16 protein-coding genes and 1 tRNA gene are annotated in these 18,471 nt (G+C 51.1%); 14 read left to right on the top strand and 3 right to left on the bottom strand.

Annotated elements, in window-relative coordinates:
* Nucleotides 1-4: 4 nt before the first annotated feature.
* Nucleotides 5-1,018 carry a polysaccharide biosynthesis/export family protein gene (locus tag HZB31_09805; protein ID MBI5848223.1) on the bottom strand — a complete coding sequence of 338 codons (1,014 nt, stop codon included), beginning with the start codon at nucleotides 1,016-1,018 and terminating at the stop codon, nucleotides 5-7.
* Nucleotides 1,019-1,051: 33 nt separating this feature from the next.
* Nucleotides 1,052-1,777 carry a FecR domain-containing protein gene (locus HZB31_09800; GenBank protein ID MBI5848222.1) on the bottom strand — a complete coding sequence of 242 codons (726 nt, stop codon included), beginning with the start codon at nucleotides 1,775-1,777 and terminating at the stop codon, nucleotides 1,052-1,054.
* A 299-nt stretch (nucleotides 1,778-2,076) separates the two neighbouring features.
* Here HZB31_09800 and HZB31_09795 point away from each other — a divergent pair, with 299 nt between their 5' ends.
* From HZB31_09795 to HZB31_09750, 10 genes are all read left to right on the top strand, one after another.
* A complete protein-coding gene (locus tag HZB31_09795) occupies nucleotides 2,077-2,355 on the top strand; it encodes a hypothetical protein (GenBank protein ID MBI5848221.1) in 279 nt (92 codons plus the stop codon).
* Nucleotides 2,356-2,438: 83 nt separating this feature from the next.
* Nucleotides 2,439-3,572: an FtsX-like permease family protein gene (locus tag HZB31_09790; GenBank protein ID MBI5848220.1), complete on the top strand. Its 1,134-nt coding sequence runs from the start codon at nucleotides 2,439-2,441 to the stop codon at nucleotides 3,570-3,572.
* A gap of 73 nt (nucleotides 3,573-3,645) precedes the next feature.
* Complete coding sequence (locus tag HZB31_09785) at nucleotides 3,646-4,317, top strand: ABC transporter ATP-binding protein (protein MBI5848219.1); 672 nt, start codon at nucleotides 3,646-3,648, stop codon at nucleotides 4,315-4,317.
* Between the two features lie 91 nt (nucleotides 4,318-4,408).
* A complete protein-coding gene (locus tag HZB31_09780; GenBank protein ID MBI5848218.1) occupies nucleotides 4,409-5,401 on the top strand; it encodes a hypothetical protein in 993 nt (330 codons plus the stop codon).
* Nucleotides 5,402-5,523: 122 nt separating this feature from the next.
* On the top strand, nucleotides 5,524-6,468 hold the full coding sequence (locus HZB31_09775; GenBank protein ID MBI5848217.1) for a hypothetical protein: 945 nt from the start codon (nucleotides 5,524-5,526) through the stop codon (nucleotides 6,466-6,468).
* Nucleotides 6,465-7,349: a phosphate/phosphite/phosphonate ABC transporter substrate-binding protein gene (locus HZB31_09770; GenBank protein MBI5848216.1), complete on the top strand. Its 885-nt coding sequence runs from the start codon at nucleotides 6,465-6,467 to the stop codon at nucleotides 7,347-7,349. The genes HZB31_09775 and HZB31_09770 overlap by 4 nt, the downstream gene beginning before the upstream one ends.
* A complete protein-coding gene (locus HZB31_09765) occupies nucleotides 7,346-9,319 on the top strand; it encodes a HAMP domain-containing protein (GenBank protein MBI5848215.1) in 1,974 nt (657 codons plus the stop codon). The genes HZB31_09770 and HZB31_09765 overlap by 4 nt, the downstream gene beginning before the upstream one ends.
* A gap of 7 nt (nucleotides 9,320-9,326) precedes the next feature.
* Entirely contained in the window at nucleotides 9,327-10,430 is a 1,104-nt protein-coding gene (locus tag HZB31_09760; protein ID MBI5848214.1) for a DUF362 domain-containing protein, read from the top strand.
* Nucleotides 10,431-10,551: 121 nt separating this feature from the next.
* Nucleotides 10,552-11,805 carry a hypothetical protein gene (locus tag HZB31_09755; protein MBI5848213.1) on the top strand — a complete coding sequence of 418 codons (1,254 nt, stop codon included), beginning with the start codon at nucleotides 10,552-10,554 and terminating at the stop codon, nucleotides 11,803-11,805.
* 66 nt (nucleotides 11,806-11,871) lie between these two features.
* Complete coding sequence (locus HZB31_09750) at nucleotides 11,872-12,927, top strand: diguanylate cyclase (GenBank protein MBI5848212.1); 1,056 nt, start codon at nucleotides 11,872-11,874, stop codon at nucleotides 12,925-12,927.
* A 189-nt stretch (nucleotides 12,928-13,116) separates the two neighbouring features.
* On the opposite strand, the gene HZB31_09745 is transcribed toward HZB31_09750, so the two are convergent.
* Nucleotides 13,117-13,193, bottom strand: a tRNA-Met gene (locus tag HZB31_09745).
* 176 nt (nucleotides 13,194-13,369) lie between these two features.
* On the opposite strand from HZB31_09745, the gene HZB31_09740 reads away from it, so the two are divergent.
* The 4 genes from HZB31_09740 to HZB31_09725 are packed head-to-tail and all read left to right on the top strand — an operon-like array spanning nucleotide 13,370 to nucleotide 18,463.
* Nucleotides 13,370-14,140 (top strand): TIGR00159 family protein, encoded by a 771-nt coding sequence (locus tag HZB31_09740; protein ID MBI5848211.1) that lies wholly within the window; start codon nucleotides 13,370-13,372, stop codon nucleotides 14,138-14,140.
* Nucleotides 14,137-14,781, top strand: a complete 645-nt coding sequence (locus HZB31_09735; GenBank protein MBI5848210.1) for a hypothetical protein — start codon at nucleotides 14,137-14,139, stop codon at nucleotides 14,779-14,781. Before HZB31_09740 ends, HZB31_09735 begins: the two co-directional genes overlap by 4 nt.
* Nucleotides 14,778-16,127, top strand: coding sequence for a phosphoglucosamine mutase (locus HZB31_09730; GenBank protein ID MBI5848209.1), 1,350 nt, complete (start codon nucleotides 14,778-14,780; stop codon nucleotides 16,125-16,127). Before HZB31_09735 ends, HZB31_09730 begins: the two co-directional genes overlap by 4 nt.
* Nucleotides 16,127-18,463, top strand: a complete 2,337-nt coding sequence (locus HZB31_09725; GenBank protein MBI5848208.1) for a DNA internalization-related competence protein ComEC/Rec2 — start codon at nucleotides 16,127-16,129, stop codon at nucleotides 18,461-18,463. The genes HZB31_09730 and HZB31_09725 overlap by 1 nt, the downstream gene beginning before the upstream one ends.
* Nucleotides 18,464-18,471 lie beyond the last annotated feature (8 nt).

Below are 18,471 nucleotides of genomic sequence, written 5' to 3'. Positions count from 1 at the left end.
GTTTCTAGAATCCCATACTTGCGCCGCCGAAGCTGACCGCGCCCCTGATCGTTCTGACGAAGTTGTTAAAAAAGGTTTTTGTGCCGCTTGCAGCCACAATAATGATATCATTTTCAGCGATTATCGTGTCCGGCTTGCTGCCGCTCGTGATGTCATCGTAATTGGCTACGATGATCTCCCTCTCACCTTTGCCATTGTCCCGAAAGATCCGCACGTCGTCGGTCGACGCGTTCGGCCCCACGCCCTGAGCCATGCTAATGGCCTGGACAAGTGTTGTTTTTCCCTTCATCGTATATACGCCGGGAGTTCTCACCTCTCCATCAACAAAGAAGACGCCGCCCTTCGGCACATTAATGATATCCCCCGCAAAGACGGGGATATTCAGGCTGAAATTGCCTCTCATGACAAGTTCATCAAGGTCTATGACTATGGTCTCTGCCTTGCTGCCCGTGTTTGTCTTGAGCGTCGGCCTGACGACATAACAGATGCTGCCGGCTTCGGCAGCCAGTCCCTCTGCCATCAACAGCATGTCAAGAAGATATCGCTGACCGGTAATGGCAAAGACCTGAGACCTTTTGACCGCGCCGATGACCGAAATCCTCTGGCTTTTGTATTCCTTAACAAAGACCGTTACTACGGTCTCCTGTACGTATTTGTCGAGCCTTTTGGCGATAAGCTTTTCGGCCTCGGCAGTCGTCAGCCCTTTGATAGTGAGAATGCCGACAAGGGGCAGGGCTATATCACCCTGAGAGTTGACCCTGACCGTCTTTTTCAGTTCCTCGACATTATACGCTTCAATATCGAGAAGGTCTTCAGGTCCTATCAGATAGCTCTCCTCCAAGGGAGTCTGCTGGGTGATCGCTGACATCATGAGGGCTTCATTGAGCTTATCCGTTTTTTTGGAAGATGCCATGGCTGTTTCCGGTGATGGAGTTTTAACTGCAGGAGAGCCTCCGCATCCGGCAAAGAATGCGGCCGCAAGGAAAAAAAACGCAACTCGGGAAATTATGCTTTTCATGTATTGCAAGATACTGTTACGGGATGTATTAATTTAGGGTGACGACGGGCTTGCAAGCTTTCTGTTGCTGCCTCTCCAGACGTCGAATGATATAATCCCGGCGGTCGTCAGGAAAACTCCGCCGATAATTGCGGCCGTGAGCTTTCCCCTGGAAGACCCCGGGTCTGGGCCGCTTTTCTCTTCTTCAGAGGCCAGGGCCTGGGTATGGTAGACTTTATAGGTGCTGTTTGCATCAACAAAAATGCTCTCTCCGGAGGAAAGAAGTTTTGTCTCGGCAGGGGTGACTTCGATCGCAACGCGTCCGGAAATGCATCTGACCTCTGTCCCCTTATCGGTTGCCGAAATGACACCCAGAACCCGCCCTGATTTTTCAAGGCTCACTTTCTGAACGAGAGAACTCTTCCTGTTTACCGAGATGGTTGTTGATGTTGTCTGCACGGACAGGGATGCTCCCGGAGCCACATTAAAGGCCAATGTGCCATTGCTCATATGAATCGCATAATTGCTGCTGCTGCCGTCTATAAGGGCAAGAGAATCCTTTGAAAGGTCGATCCTTGAGCCCTCTTTAAGGTAGAGGGAGGCAGTCCCGTCATCGGTCCTGATGCCTGTGTTCTGCAGCAGGGGATAGGTTGCAGGGGCTGACAGCCACTGGCCGCTGGTTGATTCTATGGATACCTTGCCGTTTGCCCTGACCTCGCCCAGAACGGCTATGCTCTGGGCAGAAACAGGAGCTATTACTGAGAAAGAAAACATAGCCACCAGCAGACCTGCAATTAAACTCTTACACGCCCTCATTGCATCCCTCCATGAGATTCTGCGTAACGCGTCCATATTCAGAAATTTACAGCATAATGTTGAGAAAGTCAAATTGTTTTTGTTTCTTATCAGTTTTTTCAATAGCAGATTAATATTGTCCCCTCTCAAAGTCGATGAAGTGAAGGAATGGCTGAGGGGGCAGCGCAGGGCTGCATACCAATAATCATAAATAATGTTATGTGCTATTTGTGGTAAAATGGTTCCAATCTGAATATGGCGCAGCTGAGTTGATGAGAAGGTCTATGGTTTATGTTGTTGTGGTTGTCGTCCAGGCGGCAATAGCGGTTGCTCTTATGATGCACGCCGCGGCCGGGAGAAAGGCAGCCGGGCCCCGATTGGAGCGCGAAAATCGCCTGGTCTCTTCATTGAAGCTTACTGACCTTTGTCTTTTCACTGAGGCGCGCTATACCCGCCACCCATCCATGGCGGACCGCAACACTGCGTTTCAGGATTACCCGTTTTCTTTCGAACATTTCCCGTCCGGCTCGCTCATGCCTGTTCCGGAAATTCTGAGGAAGTGACGGTAAAAGGCGGACTGTCACGCTGAAGAACGGACAATAAAAAAACGTTCGGCAGAGAACGTGCAATAGAGGATAGTTCCAAAATGGCCTGGATCGACAAACAGAAAAATATTCTGGACTTTACCCTTTCGTCTCTTTTGAGGAGGAAGGGTAAGAACGCTGCCCTTGCCTTTGTGTACGCAGTTGTGGTTTTTGTACTTGCCTCAACCATGTTTTTTACCCATGCCATCAGGAAAGAGGCGATGCTCATACTCAAGGATGCGCCCGAGATCGTTGTCCAGCGGATGGTTGCAGGCAGGCATGATCTGATGGACCTGAAATATCGGGATGGGATAAAGAAGATCACGGGCGTCAGCAGTGTGGAAGGAAGGCTGTGGGGATATTACTATGACCCGCTTTTCAGGGCAAACTACACGCTGATGGTCCCTCCCGAATTCAAATATCAGCAGGGAGAGATCGCGGTTGGTCAGGGGGTATCGAGGTCTGCGGTCACTGAGGAAGGCAATATTATGCCTTTTTTCGGCATAGACGGCCGGCTTACGAGTTTTAGGATCAGTGAGTTGTTATCTTCCGAGTCAGAACTGGTAACGTCTGATCTTGTGCTCATGTCAGAGCAGGATTTCCGGGGGCTCTTCGGCATACCGAAAATGATGGTGACCGATCTTGCCGTGACCGTAGGCAATCCCCAGGAAGTCGTGACCATTGCAGGCAAGATAAAGAAAGAGTTCCCGGACACCCGGCCTATTATCCGCGAAGAGATTATCAGGACATATGATACGATCTTTGACTGGCGGGGCGGGATTATGCTCGTTATCTTCTCGGGCGCTTTGCTGGCTTTTATCATTTTTGCCTGGGACAAGGCCTCCGGACTGAGCGCCGAGGAGAGGAAAGAGATCGGCATTCTCAAGGCAACAGGCTGGGAGACGGCTGACGTTATACTGATGAAGTTCTGGGAAGGCACGGTCATATCGCTTACGTCATTTCTGACCGGCATAATATTCGCCTATCTGCATGTCTTCTTCAGCTCAGCGGTATTATTCGAGCCTGTGCTCAAAGGGTGGGCCGTGCTGTATCCCCAGTTCAGGCTTGTGCCGTATATCAACGCATATCAGGTGGCCACTCTTTTTTTTCTTACCGTAGTCCCCTATACGACGGCTACCATAATCCCTACCTGGAGGGCTGCCATTGTGGACCCTGATTCGGTCATGAGGACCTGAAAAGACCGTGATCCGGGATGAGAAAAAGGCAACGGCAGAGACTGATATGACCTGTGTGGCATATAATTGATCAATGATCGTTCTTGAGAACATCAGAAAGGTTTTCAATCAGGGCAGACCGAATGAGCTCGCCGCGGTAGTTGATGCCAGCCTGTCGATCGAGTCTTCAAAGGTGACGGTGCTCAAGGGGCCGAGCGGTTCCGGCAAGACTACGCTGCTCAGCATTATCGGCTGTATGACGCGGCCTACGGCCGGCAGGATACATTTCAATGCCCGGGAGATAACGAGTCTTCCCGAGCGTTTTCTGACTGCAGTCCGCGGGGAAACCTTCGGTTTTATCTTCCAGCAGTTCAACCTTATCCGGGGTATAACGGCGCTTGAGAATGTGATGATACCTGCCTATCCGAAGGGGGAACGGTACAGCGCGCTCAAGGGAAGGGCGATGAGCCTTCTGGCCATGTTCAATCTCGCCGATAAGTCAGCCTCGAAGGCGGAGTGGCTTTCAGGCGGGGAGGCCCAACGGGTTGCCATAGCGCGTGCCCTTATCAACAACCCGTCTATCCTTATCGCTGACGAACCCACTGCCCATCTTGATACAAAGCTTTCGGGAGAGTTTATGGAGATCATGGCAGGGCTTCACCGGGAAGGCCGGACGATCATCATTGCAAGCCATGACCCCATTGTGTATGACTCCTCTCTGGTGGACAGGATTGTTGAGATGCGTGACGGGAAGATCGTGCCATGAAGCTCAGGAGTCCTGACTTGCCGAGATCCGATGACGGGCATGCCCTCACGGATCGTCGTTTCGCCGCAGCCATTGGGCATCTGTTTTATTCATGATTCTCCACCCTGCGATACTTGCGCTTCTTGCCGGGTCATTCATGGCCTCGGCCATGCTTCTATATTCTTCCTGGTTCGGCAGCCGGATCATCAGAAGATGGGATCTGCAATCGGGCAGCGAGGAGCAGCTCGGCCTCGAAAAGCGAACGTATCTCATATCGACCATTATGTCCTATGTCTTTGGGTTCCAGCTCGTCTCCCTCTTTCTTTTTATCTATACTGCCGACAGTCTGTGCAGTCTTTTTGTGGGGGCAATGTGTGCTGCCGGAACGCTCAATGTCAACAGCTACGGGTATCCCACCTTTGTCCTGAAGCTGCTTACCTTTATCTTTGCCGGCCTTTGGCTGATCCTGAACCATGCCGATAACAAGGCCTATGACTATCCGCTCATACGGAAAAAATATCTTCTGCTCCTTTTCATCACCCCTTTTGTGCTTGCCGAGACCTTTCTCCAGACACGGTATTTCCTGAGCCTTGAGGCCGAGGTAATAACCTCCTGCTGCGGCAGCCTCTTCAGTAAAGAGGGGAGGGATGCGCTTCCTCTTTTGTATGTGGTACCCCCAGTTCCGATGAAACTGCTGTTTTATACGGCGATGGCAGGCACAGGCATGTCCGGACTTCTGCTGTACCGGAGGGGGAAGGGCGCGTATCTTTTTTCGGCCTTCAGCCTGCTTGGCTTCGTGACAGCCGCATGGTTCCTGGTGCATGTCGTTGTGCTGTACATTTACGAACTTCCTACACATCACTGCCCCTTCTGCATCTTCAAGAAGGAATATGCCTATATCGGATATCCGTTTTATATGACGCTTTTTACGGGGGTTATTTCCGGCCTGGGTGTCGGTCTGCTCCAGCCGTTTACAAAGGTCAGCAGCATGCGAAGTTTTGTTCCGGGGATACAGAAAAGACTATCGTTGACTGCCCTGTCAGGATACGCAGGCTTTTTTCTTCTTGCCGTCTATAGTATTATTACATCTGCACTGAAGATGTAATCGATGCAGCGCTGTTTACCATAAAACCGGCCCAAGCATATGTGGATGGCGGGATTATTATTTACAGCCCCGGAAAAAGCTGATATATATAATACAAATTGTTCTCTCATGAGAAGGAATGCATGTTTGTGATTAAGAAAAATATGGTCTCTCTGCTTTCCGGAATACTCCTGCTGGTATTCCTGGTTCTTCCCCCTGCCTGTTATGCTGCGGAAAACACGATCGGTGTTATTATGACCGGCGACATCCCGTATTACCAGGAGCTTCATCAGGCATTTATGTCCCGTCTCGGCAGGGAAGGAATCTCTGCCATTACCGAAGTGATCGTCCAGAAGCCGTATCCCGATGCCATTTCCCTGAGTAATGCCGCCAGAAAGCTTATTGCTACCGATGTGGACGTCATTGTTGTGTACGGGGCCCCTGCAGTTGTTTCGGTGCTGCATGAACAGACGAAGATCCCTATGGTCTATGCTTCTGTATACGAGCCGTTCATATCTCAGCTTAAAATGAGGAACAGCACCGGGACCAACGTCAAGCTTTCTATTTCGAGTCTGCTCAGGTATTTGAGGGAATTGAAGCAGATAACGACGCTTGGCGTTATCTACAGTTCTAACGAGGAAGATTCGGTTGCACAGTTCAGTGAGATTGCGAAACTCGCAGGACAGTATGGCATCAGGACCGAAGGGGTTAATCTGAAGAGACATCAGGACGCCGGTGCAAAACTCGGCGGCATAAAGGCTGATGCCTTGCTGCTTACCGGAAGTTCTATTGCGCATATGGCAATGCCGGCGATCAGTGAATTTGCCAAAGAACGGAAGGTGCCGCTTGCTCCGTTCATGCTCGGAAGGGATTCCCGCGCCGTTGTAACCCTGGCCGTAAGTCCTGTTGAACAGGGCGAAAAGACTGCGGAAAAAGTTATTAAGATCCTCGAGAGAACTCCACCTGAAAAGATCAGGGTAGAAACAGCCCATAACGTTGAGCTGATATTTAATTTCAGGGAAGCCACCAATATGGGCTGGAAATTGCCGATGGACCTCGTAACCGAGGCTACGCGGCTGATAAAATGAACTGGCGATATTGGATAATTCTCCTGGCTTTTCCTCTGGTGTTTCTCGCCTATGCCGGGCTGGCAAGCGCGGAAGACGAGATTCTCATCGGCCTTATTCCCGAAGAAAATATATTTAAGCAGATGGACAGGCATCGTCCGCTTGCGGAATATCTCTCAAAGAAGCTTGGGATAAAGGTCAGGTTTACCATTCTTTCCCGGTATGGTGACGTTCTGGACCGGTTTATGTCTCGCCGGATGGATGGGGCTTTTTTCGGTGTTTTTACCGGAGTTCTCGCAATGGAGCACCTCGATGCTGAACCGATCGTGCATCCTGTCAGCCTCGACGGCACGTCCGCAGTACAGAGTTATATCTTTGCCAGAAAGGACAGTAATATCCGGAGCATTGCGGACATGAAAGGCCGGAGGATAGCCTTTGTGGACAAGGTAACGGTTACCGGCTATCTGTATGCCCTTTCCTTTATCAGGGAACACGGCGTAAAGGATATCCGGACATTCTTTTCGGATATCTCTTTTACGGGGAGCCACGGTTCAACGATTTATGCGGTGCTTGACGGCAGGGCTGACATCGGGACTGCCAAGAGCAGAATCTTCAACCAGCTGCTTAAAAAGGACCCCGGCATGAAAGAGGAACTGACGATCATCGCGAAGTCGCGTGAATTCCCTGACGCCACGCTTTTTCTGAGAAAGGATCTCCCGGCAGCCATCCGTTCACAAATCCGCACAATCCTTGTTGAAATGGACAGGAATGCCGAGGGGAAAGAGGTCCTGAAAAAACTCGAAGCACAGATGTTTATCGAGGCCAGAAAGAGTGATTTCAGGCCTTTTTATGAAGTTGTGCAGAAGGCCGGCATTATAGTGAAGACGTATAAATACCGATGAAGAAACGTCTTTTATACTCGCTCTCATTGCTGTTTCTACTGTTTACGTTGGGAGCCGGGCTTTCCATGCATTATACCTACCGGATTTCCCGGGACCTCGAGTCTGTTATCAACCTTCACCGGATAGAGATTATACGGCAGAGCTTTGTGATCAATGTCCAGAATGTACAGTCGAATCTCTACGCTACGGGAACGGTCTTCGGCAAGGAACTGGACACGATCGTGGACAATGTAACTGCCATGGATGAGTCTATCCGGAACTGCCTGAAATGTCATCACAACCCCGAGATGACCGACCGGTTGAATAATGTGCACAGTATGGTGGAACAGTATGAGAATGCGATCAGCTATCTGGTGACCAGCACGGCGAACGAGGAGAGGATAGAGCGGCTCAAAATGGTCGCGGTGAGCATTGGAGATTCCCTTCTTTCAAAAACACAGGAAATGGCCACGATTGCGGACAAGACCTTGAGGGGCCGTACGATTGAGGCCCTTAATGCCATCAGCAAATCAAGGCTTATCCTGATCGTCACCCTAATCGTATCTTTTGTGCTGGCTTTTTTTATTGCCGTAATGCTCACCAGGCAGATAACGCGGCCTGTATATGAACTCGTAAACGCTGCCAGAATGATCGCCTCAGGGAAACTCGGGTATAAGACCGGGTACAGGGACAATACTGAATTCGGCGAGGTTGCAAACAGTTTCAATGCCATGAGCAGCGCGCTGCAGGAAGAGCATGACAAAACAGACCATTACATTGAACAGCTGTCAGGCCTGTACAGGGTAACGCTTTCATTTTACGACATATTTGAAATGGAGCAGGCATTCCAGGAAGTCTGCTCCAATATCGCCGATATCCTGAAGGTGAACCAGACGATCCTCCTGCTCTTTGATGAAAAACAGAAGATCTTTGCGCCATTTGCTTCTGCACAGCAGGTCTCTGAGGGTTTACGGACGGCAATGCGGATGCCTCTTGAAAAAGTCGTTGACCTGTATCAGAAATCAGAGGGCCGGCCTGTTGTCATTAACGATGCCGGCCATGTTGCACAGTTCAGAGCGCTTGTTCCGGAAGAGGAACAGGAGCGGAATATGATGCTTGCCTGGCTTTTGACCAAGGAAAAGATCCTCGGTGCGATACGTGTCTCCGGCAAAAACGGCTCTTTCACGGATGAGGATGCCAAGATCCTTATTATTCTTGCAAACCATATGGCAGTTGCCATGGAGAACGCGGACCTCTACCGAAATCTCCAAAATAAGATGGCAGAACTCAGAGAAACCCAGGAGCAGCTTATTCAATCGGCAAAGCTGGCGGCCATTGGAGAGCTTGCCTCGAACGTTGCCCACGAGATCAATAATCCTCTTACCAGCATTATCGGCTTTGCCGAGCTTTCCAGGGAAGACGATGACATTGAATCCATACGGAAGAGTCTCGACATAATCGAGAAGGAGTCACTCCGCGCCAGGGACATTGTAAAACAGCTGCTGGGGTTTGCACGAAAGAAGCCGCTTCAACTGACTGAAGTGGATATCAATGTCGTCGTCAGGGAAGTTATTGTCTTTTCTTCTTCGCAGACGCGCATGGGCAAGGTCAGAGTGACGGAGCAATACGGCGACGTCCCGATGACAACAGGGGATGTTGACCAGTTGAAGCAGGTCTTCCTGAACATAATTACCAATGCCATCCATGCGATGCCTGAGGGCGGCAGTATTACCGTCAGGACGTTCACCATGGGCGAGTATATCATGATCAGCTTCTCTGATACAGGCCAGGGTATTTCAAGCGAGGTCAGAAATCGTATCTTCGAACCGTTCTTTTCGACCAAGAAGGAGAAGGGGACCGGCCTTGGCCTTTCGATCAGCTATCGCATCATACAGGACCACGGCGGCAGGATAGACGTGGAGAGCGAGCCGGGCAAAGGCACTACGTTTACGGTCCGCCTGTCACAAAAGCTGCCGGTAAAGACCGTTTAGCCAGCCCTTGGCCAGAGTCCTTGTCAGGAAGACGGCGTACACCTATGAGACGCTGAAACCGCTTCTTTTCGAGCTCATCAGTTCGCTTGAGCGCGGCGGCATCCGAAAGAACAGCCGTGTCCTCATTAAGCCGAATCTTCTTGCTCCTGCTGCACCCGAAAGGGCCATGATCACCCATCCCCTGGTAATCAGGGCAGTTGTGGAGTATGTGCTTGAGCAGGGTGGCCTTCCGCAGGTATCTGACAGCCCTGCCATGGGGACCTTTGACAAAGTTATGAGAGACAGCGGCATTGCTGCCGCGCTGAAGGGGCTGCCTGTTGACTGCCGGCCCTTTACGGAATCCGTTTTCGTGACGGTTGGTCCGCCGTTTCAGAAGATCGAAATCGCTGCTGATGTAATGAATGCTGATATTGTTATCAATCTTCCCAAGCTTAAGACACATACCCAGATGCTCCTGACCCTTGGCGTGAAAAACATGTTCGGCTGCATTGTCGGGATGAGAAAGCCTGAGTGGCATTTCAGGACCGGCATTGACAGGGACAGGTTTGCAGAGCTTCTTGTCACCGTATATGCAGCAATCAGGCCTGCGATCACGATCCTTGACGGCATCCTTGCCATGGAAGGTCAGGGCCCGGGGAGGGGCGGAAGTCCCAGAGAACTGGATATCGTCATGGCCAGTGATGATGCCGTGGCGCTTGATAGGGTGGTCTGCAGGATGCTTGGGATTGGGGATGAGGAGCTTCTTACCGGCAGAGCGGCGGCACGCATGGGACTTGTACCGGGGGAAATAGTCATTGACGGACAGCTGCCTGCAGTTGCGGAGATGCAGTTCCCCGCTATGTCTCCGCTGGTGTTTGGGCCAAAGGGGCTTCATGGTTTCATGAGAAAGCATCTTGTTCAGCGGCCGGTCTGTGATGCATCACGCTGCAAACATTGCGGAGAATGCTGGCGATACTGTCCTGCAAAGGCTATCGAGCCCCTGATCAAAGGTTTGAAGTTCGATTATGACAAATGTATCCGGTGTTTCTGCTGTATTGAGGTATGCCCGTATGGCGCTCTTTCAGCCCGGGAGACGATGCTTGGCAGCGCAGTGAGAAAAATAGTCAGGTGAGCATGATTTCGCTTTTGACTTTGTCTTTCTTCCTGTGCTAAAAAAGGAACGTTCGGGCAGAAGGTTCGCCGGAACAGGAATTTTGAAGCAGAATTATTGAAAATGCGGCGGGGGAAAATCAATGAAAAAAATATTAGTTGTCCTGGCACTTCTTTTTATTGCTTCATGCGGGTCTGATTCGAATACGAAAACAGACACGATCAGTCTGTATGCGGACAAGAATAATAACGGGATTTTCAACGAACCTGAGGACGTTACCCTTCTTCAAAATAGCCGGGACACACAGGTGTCCCTTAAGGTTGTGTATAAAGCCAAGGACGGCCAGGCACTTCAGGGAAAGTCTATCGCCTTCAGTTCCGACAGCACTGAGGTGACGTTCCCTCTGGGAGCTGCCGTTACTACAGACAGCAGGGGCGAGGCATTCATGCTGGTGAAGGTAACACCGGCTGTCCTTCGAAATGTCACGACAACGGTCAGTATCGCCGCTGCCGAAGGGTCTGTAAAAAATGCCCTCCTCCTGCATCTCCGCCCTGTCACGGTCTCATCCGCCGCCTCAGCCATATCAGCGACTCCCGAGGATGTTTTTGTCGGAGCGCAGTCATTGATTACGGTCGTGGCAAAGACCAATATGGATACCTATGTGCCTGACGGCACCGTAGTTTTCTACTCCTCCACCTGCGGCACCGTCACGCTGTCTTCTACGACGCTTGCAGGAGTTGCCAAAGCGACATTTAAGGCGCCCGTTGTCTCCACGGACACTCAATGCGCGGTAACCGCGGTTATTGATTCTGTGACCGTAGGCCGGACGACACTTTCCGTATTTATTGCCTCTCCTACGAATTCTTCCATAACGGCTACGCCTGCAGCTGTCGTTGCAGGCAGTAAATCAGTCATTGCCACCTATGTAAGAGGCAGCAGCGGAGAACCTGTCCCGGATGGTACTGCGGTTAATTTCTCTGCGTCCTGCGGAAGCGTCAGTCCATCTTCTCTCACCAGTTCCGGGGCAGCGACAGCCGATTTTACGGCCCCAGCAGCGGTTCCCCCGGCAGGCACGTGCACGGTTACGGCTTCTGTCAGCAATGCCCCGATCGGTTCTGTTGATATAACTGTCAACAGCAAACTCGACGTCCAGCCGGCTACGACCTCGGTCAATATGACCGCCGGCGGCTCTGCACTATACACGATAACCGGTGGGTTCCCCCCATACGCTGTTTTGTCAGATAACAGCACATATCCGCCTTCCCCGGCAAGTGTATCTCAAAGCGGGGGGACGTTCTCTGCTGAGGTGCCGGCAAGTTCTGTTGCTGCAACGGTGACGTATACCGTTACTGATTCTACGGGCAGTTCAATCCTGGTTACGATGAAGATAGAGTAGGTGCTCTGTCCTTGTGTTTCCGGATCGTTATCTAAGGAGGCATGTTTGGATCAAACGACCGCAGGCATTGAAAATCTGCCATCAGATACTCTTCGGTATAAAGGGTATGACAGGATTATCGGGAACATTGCCTGGCTCCTGATCGCTATCGTTGCACTTGATATCAAACTGCTGAGCCGCGATGATTCCAGCAGCTTTCCCCTGGCAGTTATCTGCATCCTTCTGTTCATCTATAATGCCCTTGCCCGGTACAGTCTTCGCCATGGATTTTACGGAAGGGCCAAGACTTTTATCGACCTGATCATATTTCTCCTCTTTACCATTGCGGTCAGCTGGTTTACGGGCATGACCGCCAGTCCCTTTATTTCACTGCTGTATCTCGGGCTGATGGCTGCAGCACTGACGCAGGGAAAGAGGGTAACCTATTTAATGGCGGCACTTACCGTCACCTCCTATACCTATCTTGCAGTTCAGGAGAACGTTGCTTTTTTGGGCAGGAGCAGTATTTTGGAAAGTCTTCTTCAGCTGTTTCCGTTCATGCTGATAGCACATCTGGGTGCGATGCTCGCAGGCGAGACCGAGCACGCGCGCAAAGAAGTAGAGCGGCTTTCCATGACGGACGAAATAACAGGCTTCAATAATATGCGGAGTTTTGCGGGCCTCGCAAAAACCCAGGAAGCCCTTGCCAAAAGGTACAACCGGGAGTTTTCAGTATGCATGCTCGATGCCGACAACCTGAAGAAGATCAATGACGCCAACGGGCATATGGCCGGTACTGAGCTGATACGGCATATGGGGGATATGATCGGCAGGAATGTTCGTGCCACAGACATTGTTGCCCGCTACGGAGGAGACGAGTTCATTATTCTCTTCAGCGAAACGTCAGCAGACCTGGCATGCGTAGCGGTCGAAAGGATCGTCAGATCGTTTGCCGACACCCCGCTTTTATATCACGGGAAGGAGCTTTCCTCGACTATCTCGGCCGGCATAGCGTCATTTCCCAAAGACGGAGAAGATGTCAGGGCGGTTATGCTCAAGGCAGATGAAGCGATGTACGCCAGCAAGGCTGCAGGGAAAAACCGGCTTACCGTATGTCCGGCAGCAAAGGGGCCGGCGCGTTAGATTCCTTGATCGTCCGATGGACAGGTTGATACATGCCATACGACAAAAAATGCTTTTATCTATAACCTGCAATAGTGATAACGCGGCCGTAGCGACTCACTGACAGGAAAGTTTTAAAGACGCAGCCCGCTGCAAAAGGCTTTGCATACAAAAAAAAGGCCTGCATTTCTGCAGACCCTTGATTTTAATTGGTGGCGGGGAGAGGATTTGAACCTCTGACCTTCGGGTTATGAGCCCGACGAGCTACCAGGCTCCTCCGCCCCGCGTCAGACCTATAAAATACCTTATTGTTTCCTGTCTTGTCAAATGTGTGGATGCTTTATCCCTTATTACTCCAGCAGGACAGGGATTTATGCATCACACCGGCCGCCCTTCTGTAATTTTATGCAGGGCATAATATATAATATGCCATCTTCATCGCAGAGGCAGGCTCTTTTATACAATGATTGAACTCCTGAGACAGCATCGCTGGATTCTTGACATCCTTGACATCCTTGTGATGTCAATGATCCTCTATCGCCTTCTCCTGATCATCAAGGGGACAAAGGCTGTCCAGATGCTGCTTGGGCTCGGTGTTCTGCTCGTTGCTTCCATTGCCTCCCGCCATCTTGAGCTGTTTACCATAGACTGGCTCGTCCAGAGCTTCTGGGCACAGATCGTCCTGGCCATCATCGTCCTGTTTCAGCCGGAGATACGCAAGGCTCTGGCCCATATGGGTGAAACGCAATTTCTGACCTCATTTACCACTGCCGAGGAGCTGCGTTCCCATGAGGAGATTGTCAGGGCTGCGGTTTCGCTTGCAAACAAAAAGATCGGCGCACTTATTGTCATCGAGCGGGAGACGAGCCTCAAGGACTTCATTGAAGTCGGCACGCCCCTTGATGCCAAGGTCTCCCGGGAGCTTCTTCTGAGCATTTTTCATCCGTCGTCGCCGATCCATGACGGCGCTGTTATCATCAAAGGCAACAGGATTGCTGCGGCCGGATGTTTTCTGCCGATTACCCTGAGCGCTGAAGTAAGCAAGTCCTTTGGCACACGCCACAGGGCCGGTATCGGTCTTACGGAAGATACGGATGCGGTGGCGGTCATTGTGTCCGAGGAGACCGGTCAGATCTCCATTGTTCTGGACGGCAAGATAGAAGGCAGACTTGATATGGGGACGCTGAGAGATATGCTGACGGATATATTTGCGAGCAAAAAGGCCAAGAAGTGAAACATCGTATTTTTGAGAATATAGGGCTTAAAGTTTCGGCGGTGCTGATAGCCGTCTTCCTCTGGTTTTTTGTCACATCCCAGGGACAGTCTGAAATATCGCTTGAGGCGCCGCTTGAGTTCAAGGATATCCCTGCTGAACTCGGCATTGCCGGCAGCACTGCCAAGGCGGTAACGCTCACCATACGAGGTCAGGAGCGCTTCATGAAGAATCTCAACGCCTCTGACCTCAGGGTTTTTCTGGATTTGGGCAGGGCAAAGCCCGGCGAGGCGGTCTATCCGGTAAATAAAGAAGACGTGAAACTCCCCTTTGCCATGACCGTGACGAATGTCGCTCCTCCTTCCGTAAGGGTAAAGCTGGAAGAGATAGCGCAAAAGACTGTCCCTGTCCGGCCGCAGTTATTGGGCCTGCCTGAGAAGGGGGTGGTAACTACGATTATTGTTGAACCGCGGGTTGCGGTTATTAAAGGACTGAAGTCAGAGTTGAGAAAAATCGATATGGTCAGGACTGAACCGTTTGACATGTCGCATATTTCGGGCACCAGGACTGAAGAACTTGATCTTGATACGTCAGGGACGAACGTAAAACCCGATATTTCGAAAGTGAAAGTGAAGATAACCGTTGCGGAGAAAAAGAGATGAAGCTGTTCGGCACTGACGGCATGCGGGGCAAGGTGAACAAATATCCCATAACTCCTGAGATAGCCCTGAGGGTTGGCATGGCAGCCGCGATTGTGCTGAAGAAGGAGCACCACGGCAGGAACATGGTCCTCATCGGCAAGGATACACGGCTTTCCGGTTATATGATCGAAAGCGCTCTTACCTCCGGCATCTGCTCCATGGGCATGAATGTGACGCTTGTAGGCCCGCTTCCGACGCCGGGCATAGCATTCCTGACGCGTGCCCTCCGGATCGATGCAGGCGTAGTGATCTCTGCATCGCATAATCCTTTTTATGACAACGGTATAAAGTTTTTCTCCTACAATGGGTTCAAGCTTCCCGATTCCCTTGAGGCCAGGATCGAGGCCATGGTGAAAGATGACGGCCTTGAGCGGTACCGGGCAAAGGGTGAACACGTCGGCAAGGCCTTCAGACTCGATGATGCAACCGGGAGATATATCGAATACATCAAGTCAACGCTGAGAAAAGGGGTCACGCTGGAAGGCATGAAAGTGGTTGTGGACTGCGCCAACGGTTCTGCATACAAGACGACCCCCTGGCTTCTGCGCGAACTGGGCGCCGAAGTGATATCGATTCACGACCACCCAAACGGCACAAATATTAACGACAACTGCGGCTCCCTGTATACGAACGATCTGGTAAAGGCTGTAATAAAGAACAAGGCCGATATCGGCATTGCCCACGACGGTGACGCAGACCGGGTGCTTCTCTGCGACGAAAAGGGCAGGCTCGTTGACGGCGACCAGATTATGGGCATGTGTGCTGCCGAGATGGCTGCCCAGGGAGGCCTCAGAAGAAACACGGTTGTTGCAACGGTCATGAGCAATATCGGCCTTGAGATCTTTCTGAAGAAACAGGATATCAGTCTTGTCAGGACAAAGGTCGGCGACCGTTATGTTGTGGAGAAGATGCGGGATGGTGACTATAATTTCGGCGGTGAGCAGTCGGGCCATATTATCTTTCTCGATCACAATACGACCGGTGACGGTCCGATCACCGCTGTCCAGGTGCTGGATTTGATGAAGGCGAGAGATCTGCCGCTTTCGAAACTGGCATCGCCCGTAAAACTTTTCCCTCAGGTGCTGATCAATGTTGAGATCGAAAAGAGGCACGATTTCCGCTCCGTTCCCGCTGTAGTACGTGCGGTGCAGCAGGCTGAGGAAACTCTGGCAGGCAAAGGCAGGGTGCTTGTCAGGGCCTCGGGCACTGAGCCCAAGATACGCGTCATGCTTGAAGGTGAGAGCCTGAAGGAGATCCAAAGGCTTGGCAGCAACATTGCAAAGGTAATCAAAGAAAAGATGGCCTGATGCCCTTCCTGCTGAGTTTTCTTTCCGGCACGATCCTGTTTTTCATCTCCCGGTATTTTTTCTTCTGCAGTATTCTTTTTTTTCTTGGCTCTGCTGCCTGGCTTATCAAAGAGAAAAAAAGCATATGGATCATTATTGTCGTCATGGGTATCGTCTATGCGCAATTCAGAGCGCCTCTTGCGGAACAGGTACCGCAGCCCTGGAACAGGAAAATGGAGATAACAGGCAGATTTCTTCCCGGGAGCGCAGCACCTCCATCTGCTCCTGCCATGCAGAACTTTGTGGTCGAACAGGCCGTTGATGGAGAGACAGGCCAGGAGATCGGGTCCCTGGAGGGTGAGACGATCAGGCTTCGTGCCGATGACGAGTTCGATACGGACGATACCTATGAGCTTCTTGTTGAAACGCGAAAGGACAGAAGCCGCCTGAACCCCGGCAGCAACGGAAGGGTTTCTCTCGCTGCACGCGTTATCGGGGTTATGGGGCAGGAAGAAGGCAAAAGTGTTTTCGGGAATATCTTCGAACGGTCGCGGGCTTCCCTGCATGATTACCTTATGGGGCGTTTCGACAAGGATAGTGCTGATTTTATTTCGGCAGTAACTATTGGAGAGGTTCATTTTGATGAAGATCAGAAGAATGCCTTCAATGCAACAGGTCTTGCCCATATCCTCAGTATTTCAGGCACTCACTTCGGCCTTTTGTCAGTCGTTATCTTTACCCTTTGCCTGTTTCTGATCAGGAGGCTGCCATATACTGTTTTTCAGCGGTTGACCTTGTCCGTGAGCCCGAGACAGGTTGCCGCAGTGATCTGTCTTCCGCTCATGGTGCTCTATCTGGGCATTTCAGGAGGGAGTGTCCCAGCGGTCAGGTCCTTTGTGATGATCAGTCTTTTTCTCCTCGGTCTTCTGATAGGCAGAAAGGGATTTTGGCTCAATACAGTCCTTCTCGCAGCCTTTGCGATTGTTCTTTGGGACCCGGCAGTCATTATGACACTGACCTTCCAGCTTTCATTCATCGCAGTTTTATGTATCGGGTTTGCTGTGCAGCGCACGGGGGAAACTGACAGGCCGCAAGAGATCGCTGCTGCGAATAAGCTTCTGGAATTTGCCAAAAGTTCCCTGAAACTGACGCTGACCGCTACGGCGGGTACGGCGCCGCTTGTGGCATATCACTTCCATTATGTTTCTCTTATCTCCCCTCTTTCGAATCTGATCGCTGCCCCGCTGATCGGATTTGTTGTCCTGCCCCTGGCCCTTGTCTCGTCATTTGCGTATCTGCTCACCGGCTATTATATCTTTGCACCTCTGGTCGGTCTGACAACGGATCTTTCTCTCCGGCTTGTGAGGCTGATGGCGAAGATACCGTTTGCTGATATAAAGATACCTGCATTTCCCCTGGCACTGGTCGTCTTCTTCTATGCCGGGTTTTTCTGTTATCTCGCCTGGGGGAGAAGGAAGCGTTTGCTTCTGCTGCCTTTCCTGCCATTTCTGCTTTATCTGATAATCAGTGTATTTTCAACGAAGGATCTCAGCGTAACCTTCATCGACGTGGGGCAGGGAGATTCCGCTGTTGCAGAACTTCCTGACGGGAAGGTGATGGTAGTGGATACCGGCAGAAGCGGATATGAAACGGCGCATTTCCTCAACTATATCGGCAAAAGAAACGTCGATGCCCTTGTCATTACCCATTCCCATCCTGACCATACGGGCGGCATGGAGCGCATTTTGAAGCAGTTCACGGTAAAGGAGCTTTGGGACAGCGGTCGCATTGAGTACCCTGACGATACGATCCTGTCTGCGAAGCACCAAACTCTTGAGCGGGGAGATATTGCGGAGGGCAAGAACTACAGGATTGAGGTGCTTCATCCATATCCTGAATTTTACACGCTGGAAGGAAATGATTTTGTTGAAGATAACAATTCCTCGATGGTCCTTAAACTTAACGGCAAGATCTCTTCTATCCTCTTTGCCGGAGATGTTGAGGAGGAGGCAGAGGAAGATCTCTCAAATCTCGGCATACGGCTCAGAAGCGATGTCCTGAAGGTCCCCCATCATGGGGGGAGGTCGTCTGTTCATGAGAACGTTCTCTTTGCGATATCGCCCTCGATTGCCGTTATATCAGCAGGAAGGGACAACGCTTTCGGACATCCGCGGCCTGAGATGCTCGATGCCTTGTCAGGAGCACGCATCTACAGGACGGATCAGGATGGGGCAGTCAAGATCATCGAGACAAAAAAGGGACTGGTAGTCAAGACCTATCAGGATTATGCCCTTGAGAAGGCGGATACGGTAAAGAAGGAACTGAAGAATATAAAGAGACTATTTGCGATATGGTAAAATGACTT

The organism is Nitrospirota bacterium (assembly GCA_016235245.1).
Taxonomy (GTDB): domain Bacteria; phylum Nitrospirota; class Thermodesulfovibrionia; order Thermodesulfovibrionales; family UBA6898; genus UBA6898.
Note: the sequence above shows the minus strand (reverse complement) of the source record. Positions and strands in the feature narration are given on the sequence as shown.

Bases quoted from the DNA above. Each gene is read 5' to 3' on its own strand.
- HZB31_09755 (MBI5848213.1), top strand. From the start codon at position 10,552: ATGAAAAAAATATTAGTTGTCCTGGCACTTCTTTTTATTGCTTCATGC.
- HZB31_09775 (MBI5848217.1), top strand. From the start codon at position 5,524: ATGTTTGTGATTAAGAAAAATATGGTCTCTCTGCTTTCCGGAATACTC.
- HZB31_09740 (MBI5848211.1), top strand. From the start codon at position 13,370: ATGATTGAACTCCTGAGACAGCATCGCTGGATTCTTGACATCCTTGAC.
- HZB31_09805 (MBI5848223.1), bottom strand. From the start codon at position 1,018: ATGAAAAGCATAATTTCCCGAGTTGCGTTTTTTTTCCTTGCGGCCGCA.
- HZB31_09780 (MBI5848218.1), top strand. From the start codon at position 4,409: ATGATTCTCCACCCTGCGATACTTGCGCTTCTTGCCGGGTCATTCATG.
- HZB31_09725 (MBI5848208.1), top strand. From the start codon at position 16,127: ATGCCCTTCCTGCTGAGTTTTCTTTCCGGCACGATCCTGTTTTTCATC.
- HZB31_09795 (MBI5848221.1), top strand. From the start codon at position 2,077: ATGGTTTATGTTGTTGTGGTTGTCGTCCAGGCGGCAATAGCGGTTGCT.
- HZB31_09785 (MBI5848219.1), top strand. From the start codon at position 3,646: ATGATCGTTCTTGAGAACATCAGAAAGGTTTTCAATCAGGGCAGACCG.
- HZB31_09730 (MBI5848209.1), top strand. From the start codon at position 14,778: ATGAAGCTGTTCGGCACTGACGGCATGCGGGGCAAGGTGAACAAATAT.
- HZB31_09790 (MBI5848220.1), top strand. From the start codon at position 2,439: ATGGCCTGGATCGACAAACAGAAAAATATTCTGGACTTTACCCTTTCG.
- HZB31_09770 (MBI5848216.1), top strand. From the start codon at position 6,465: ATGAACTGGCGATATTGGATAATTCTCCTGGCTTTTCCTCTGGTGTTT.
- HZB31_09765 (MBI5848215.1), top strand. From the start codon at position 7,346: ATGAAGAAACGTCTTTTATACTCGCTCTCATTGCTGTTTCTACTGTTT.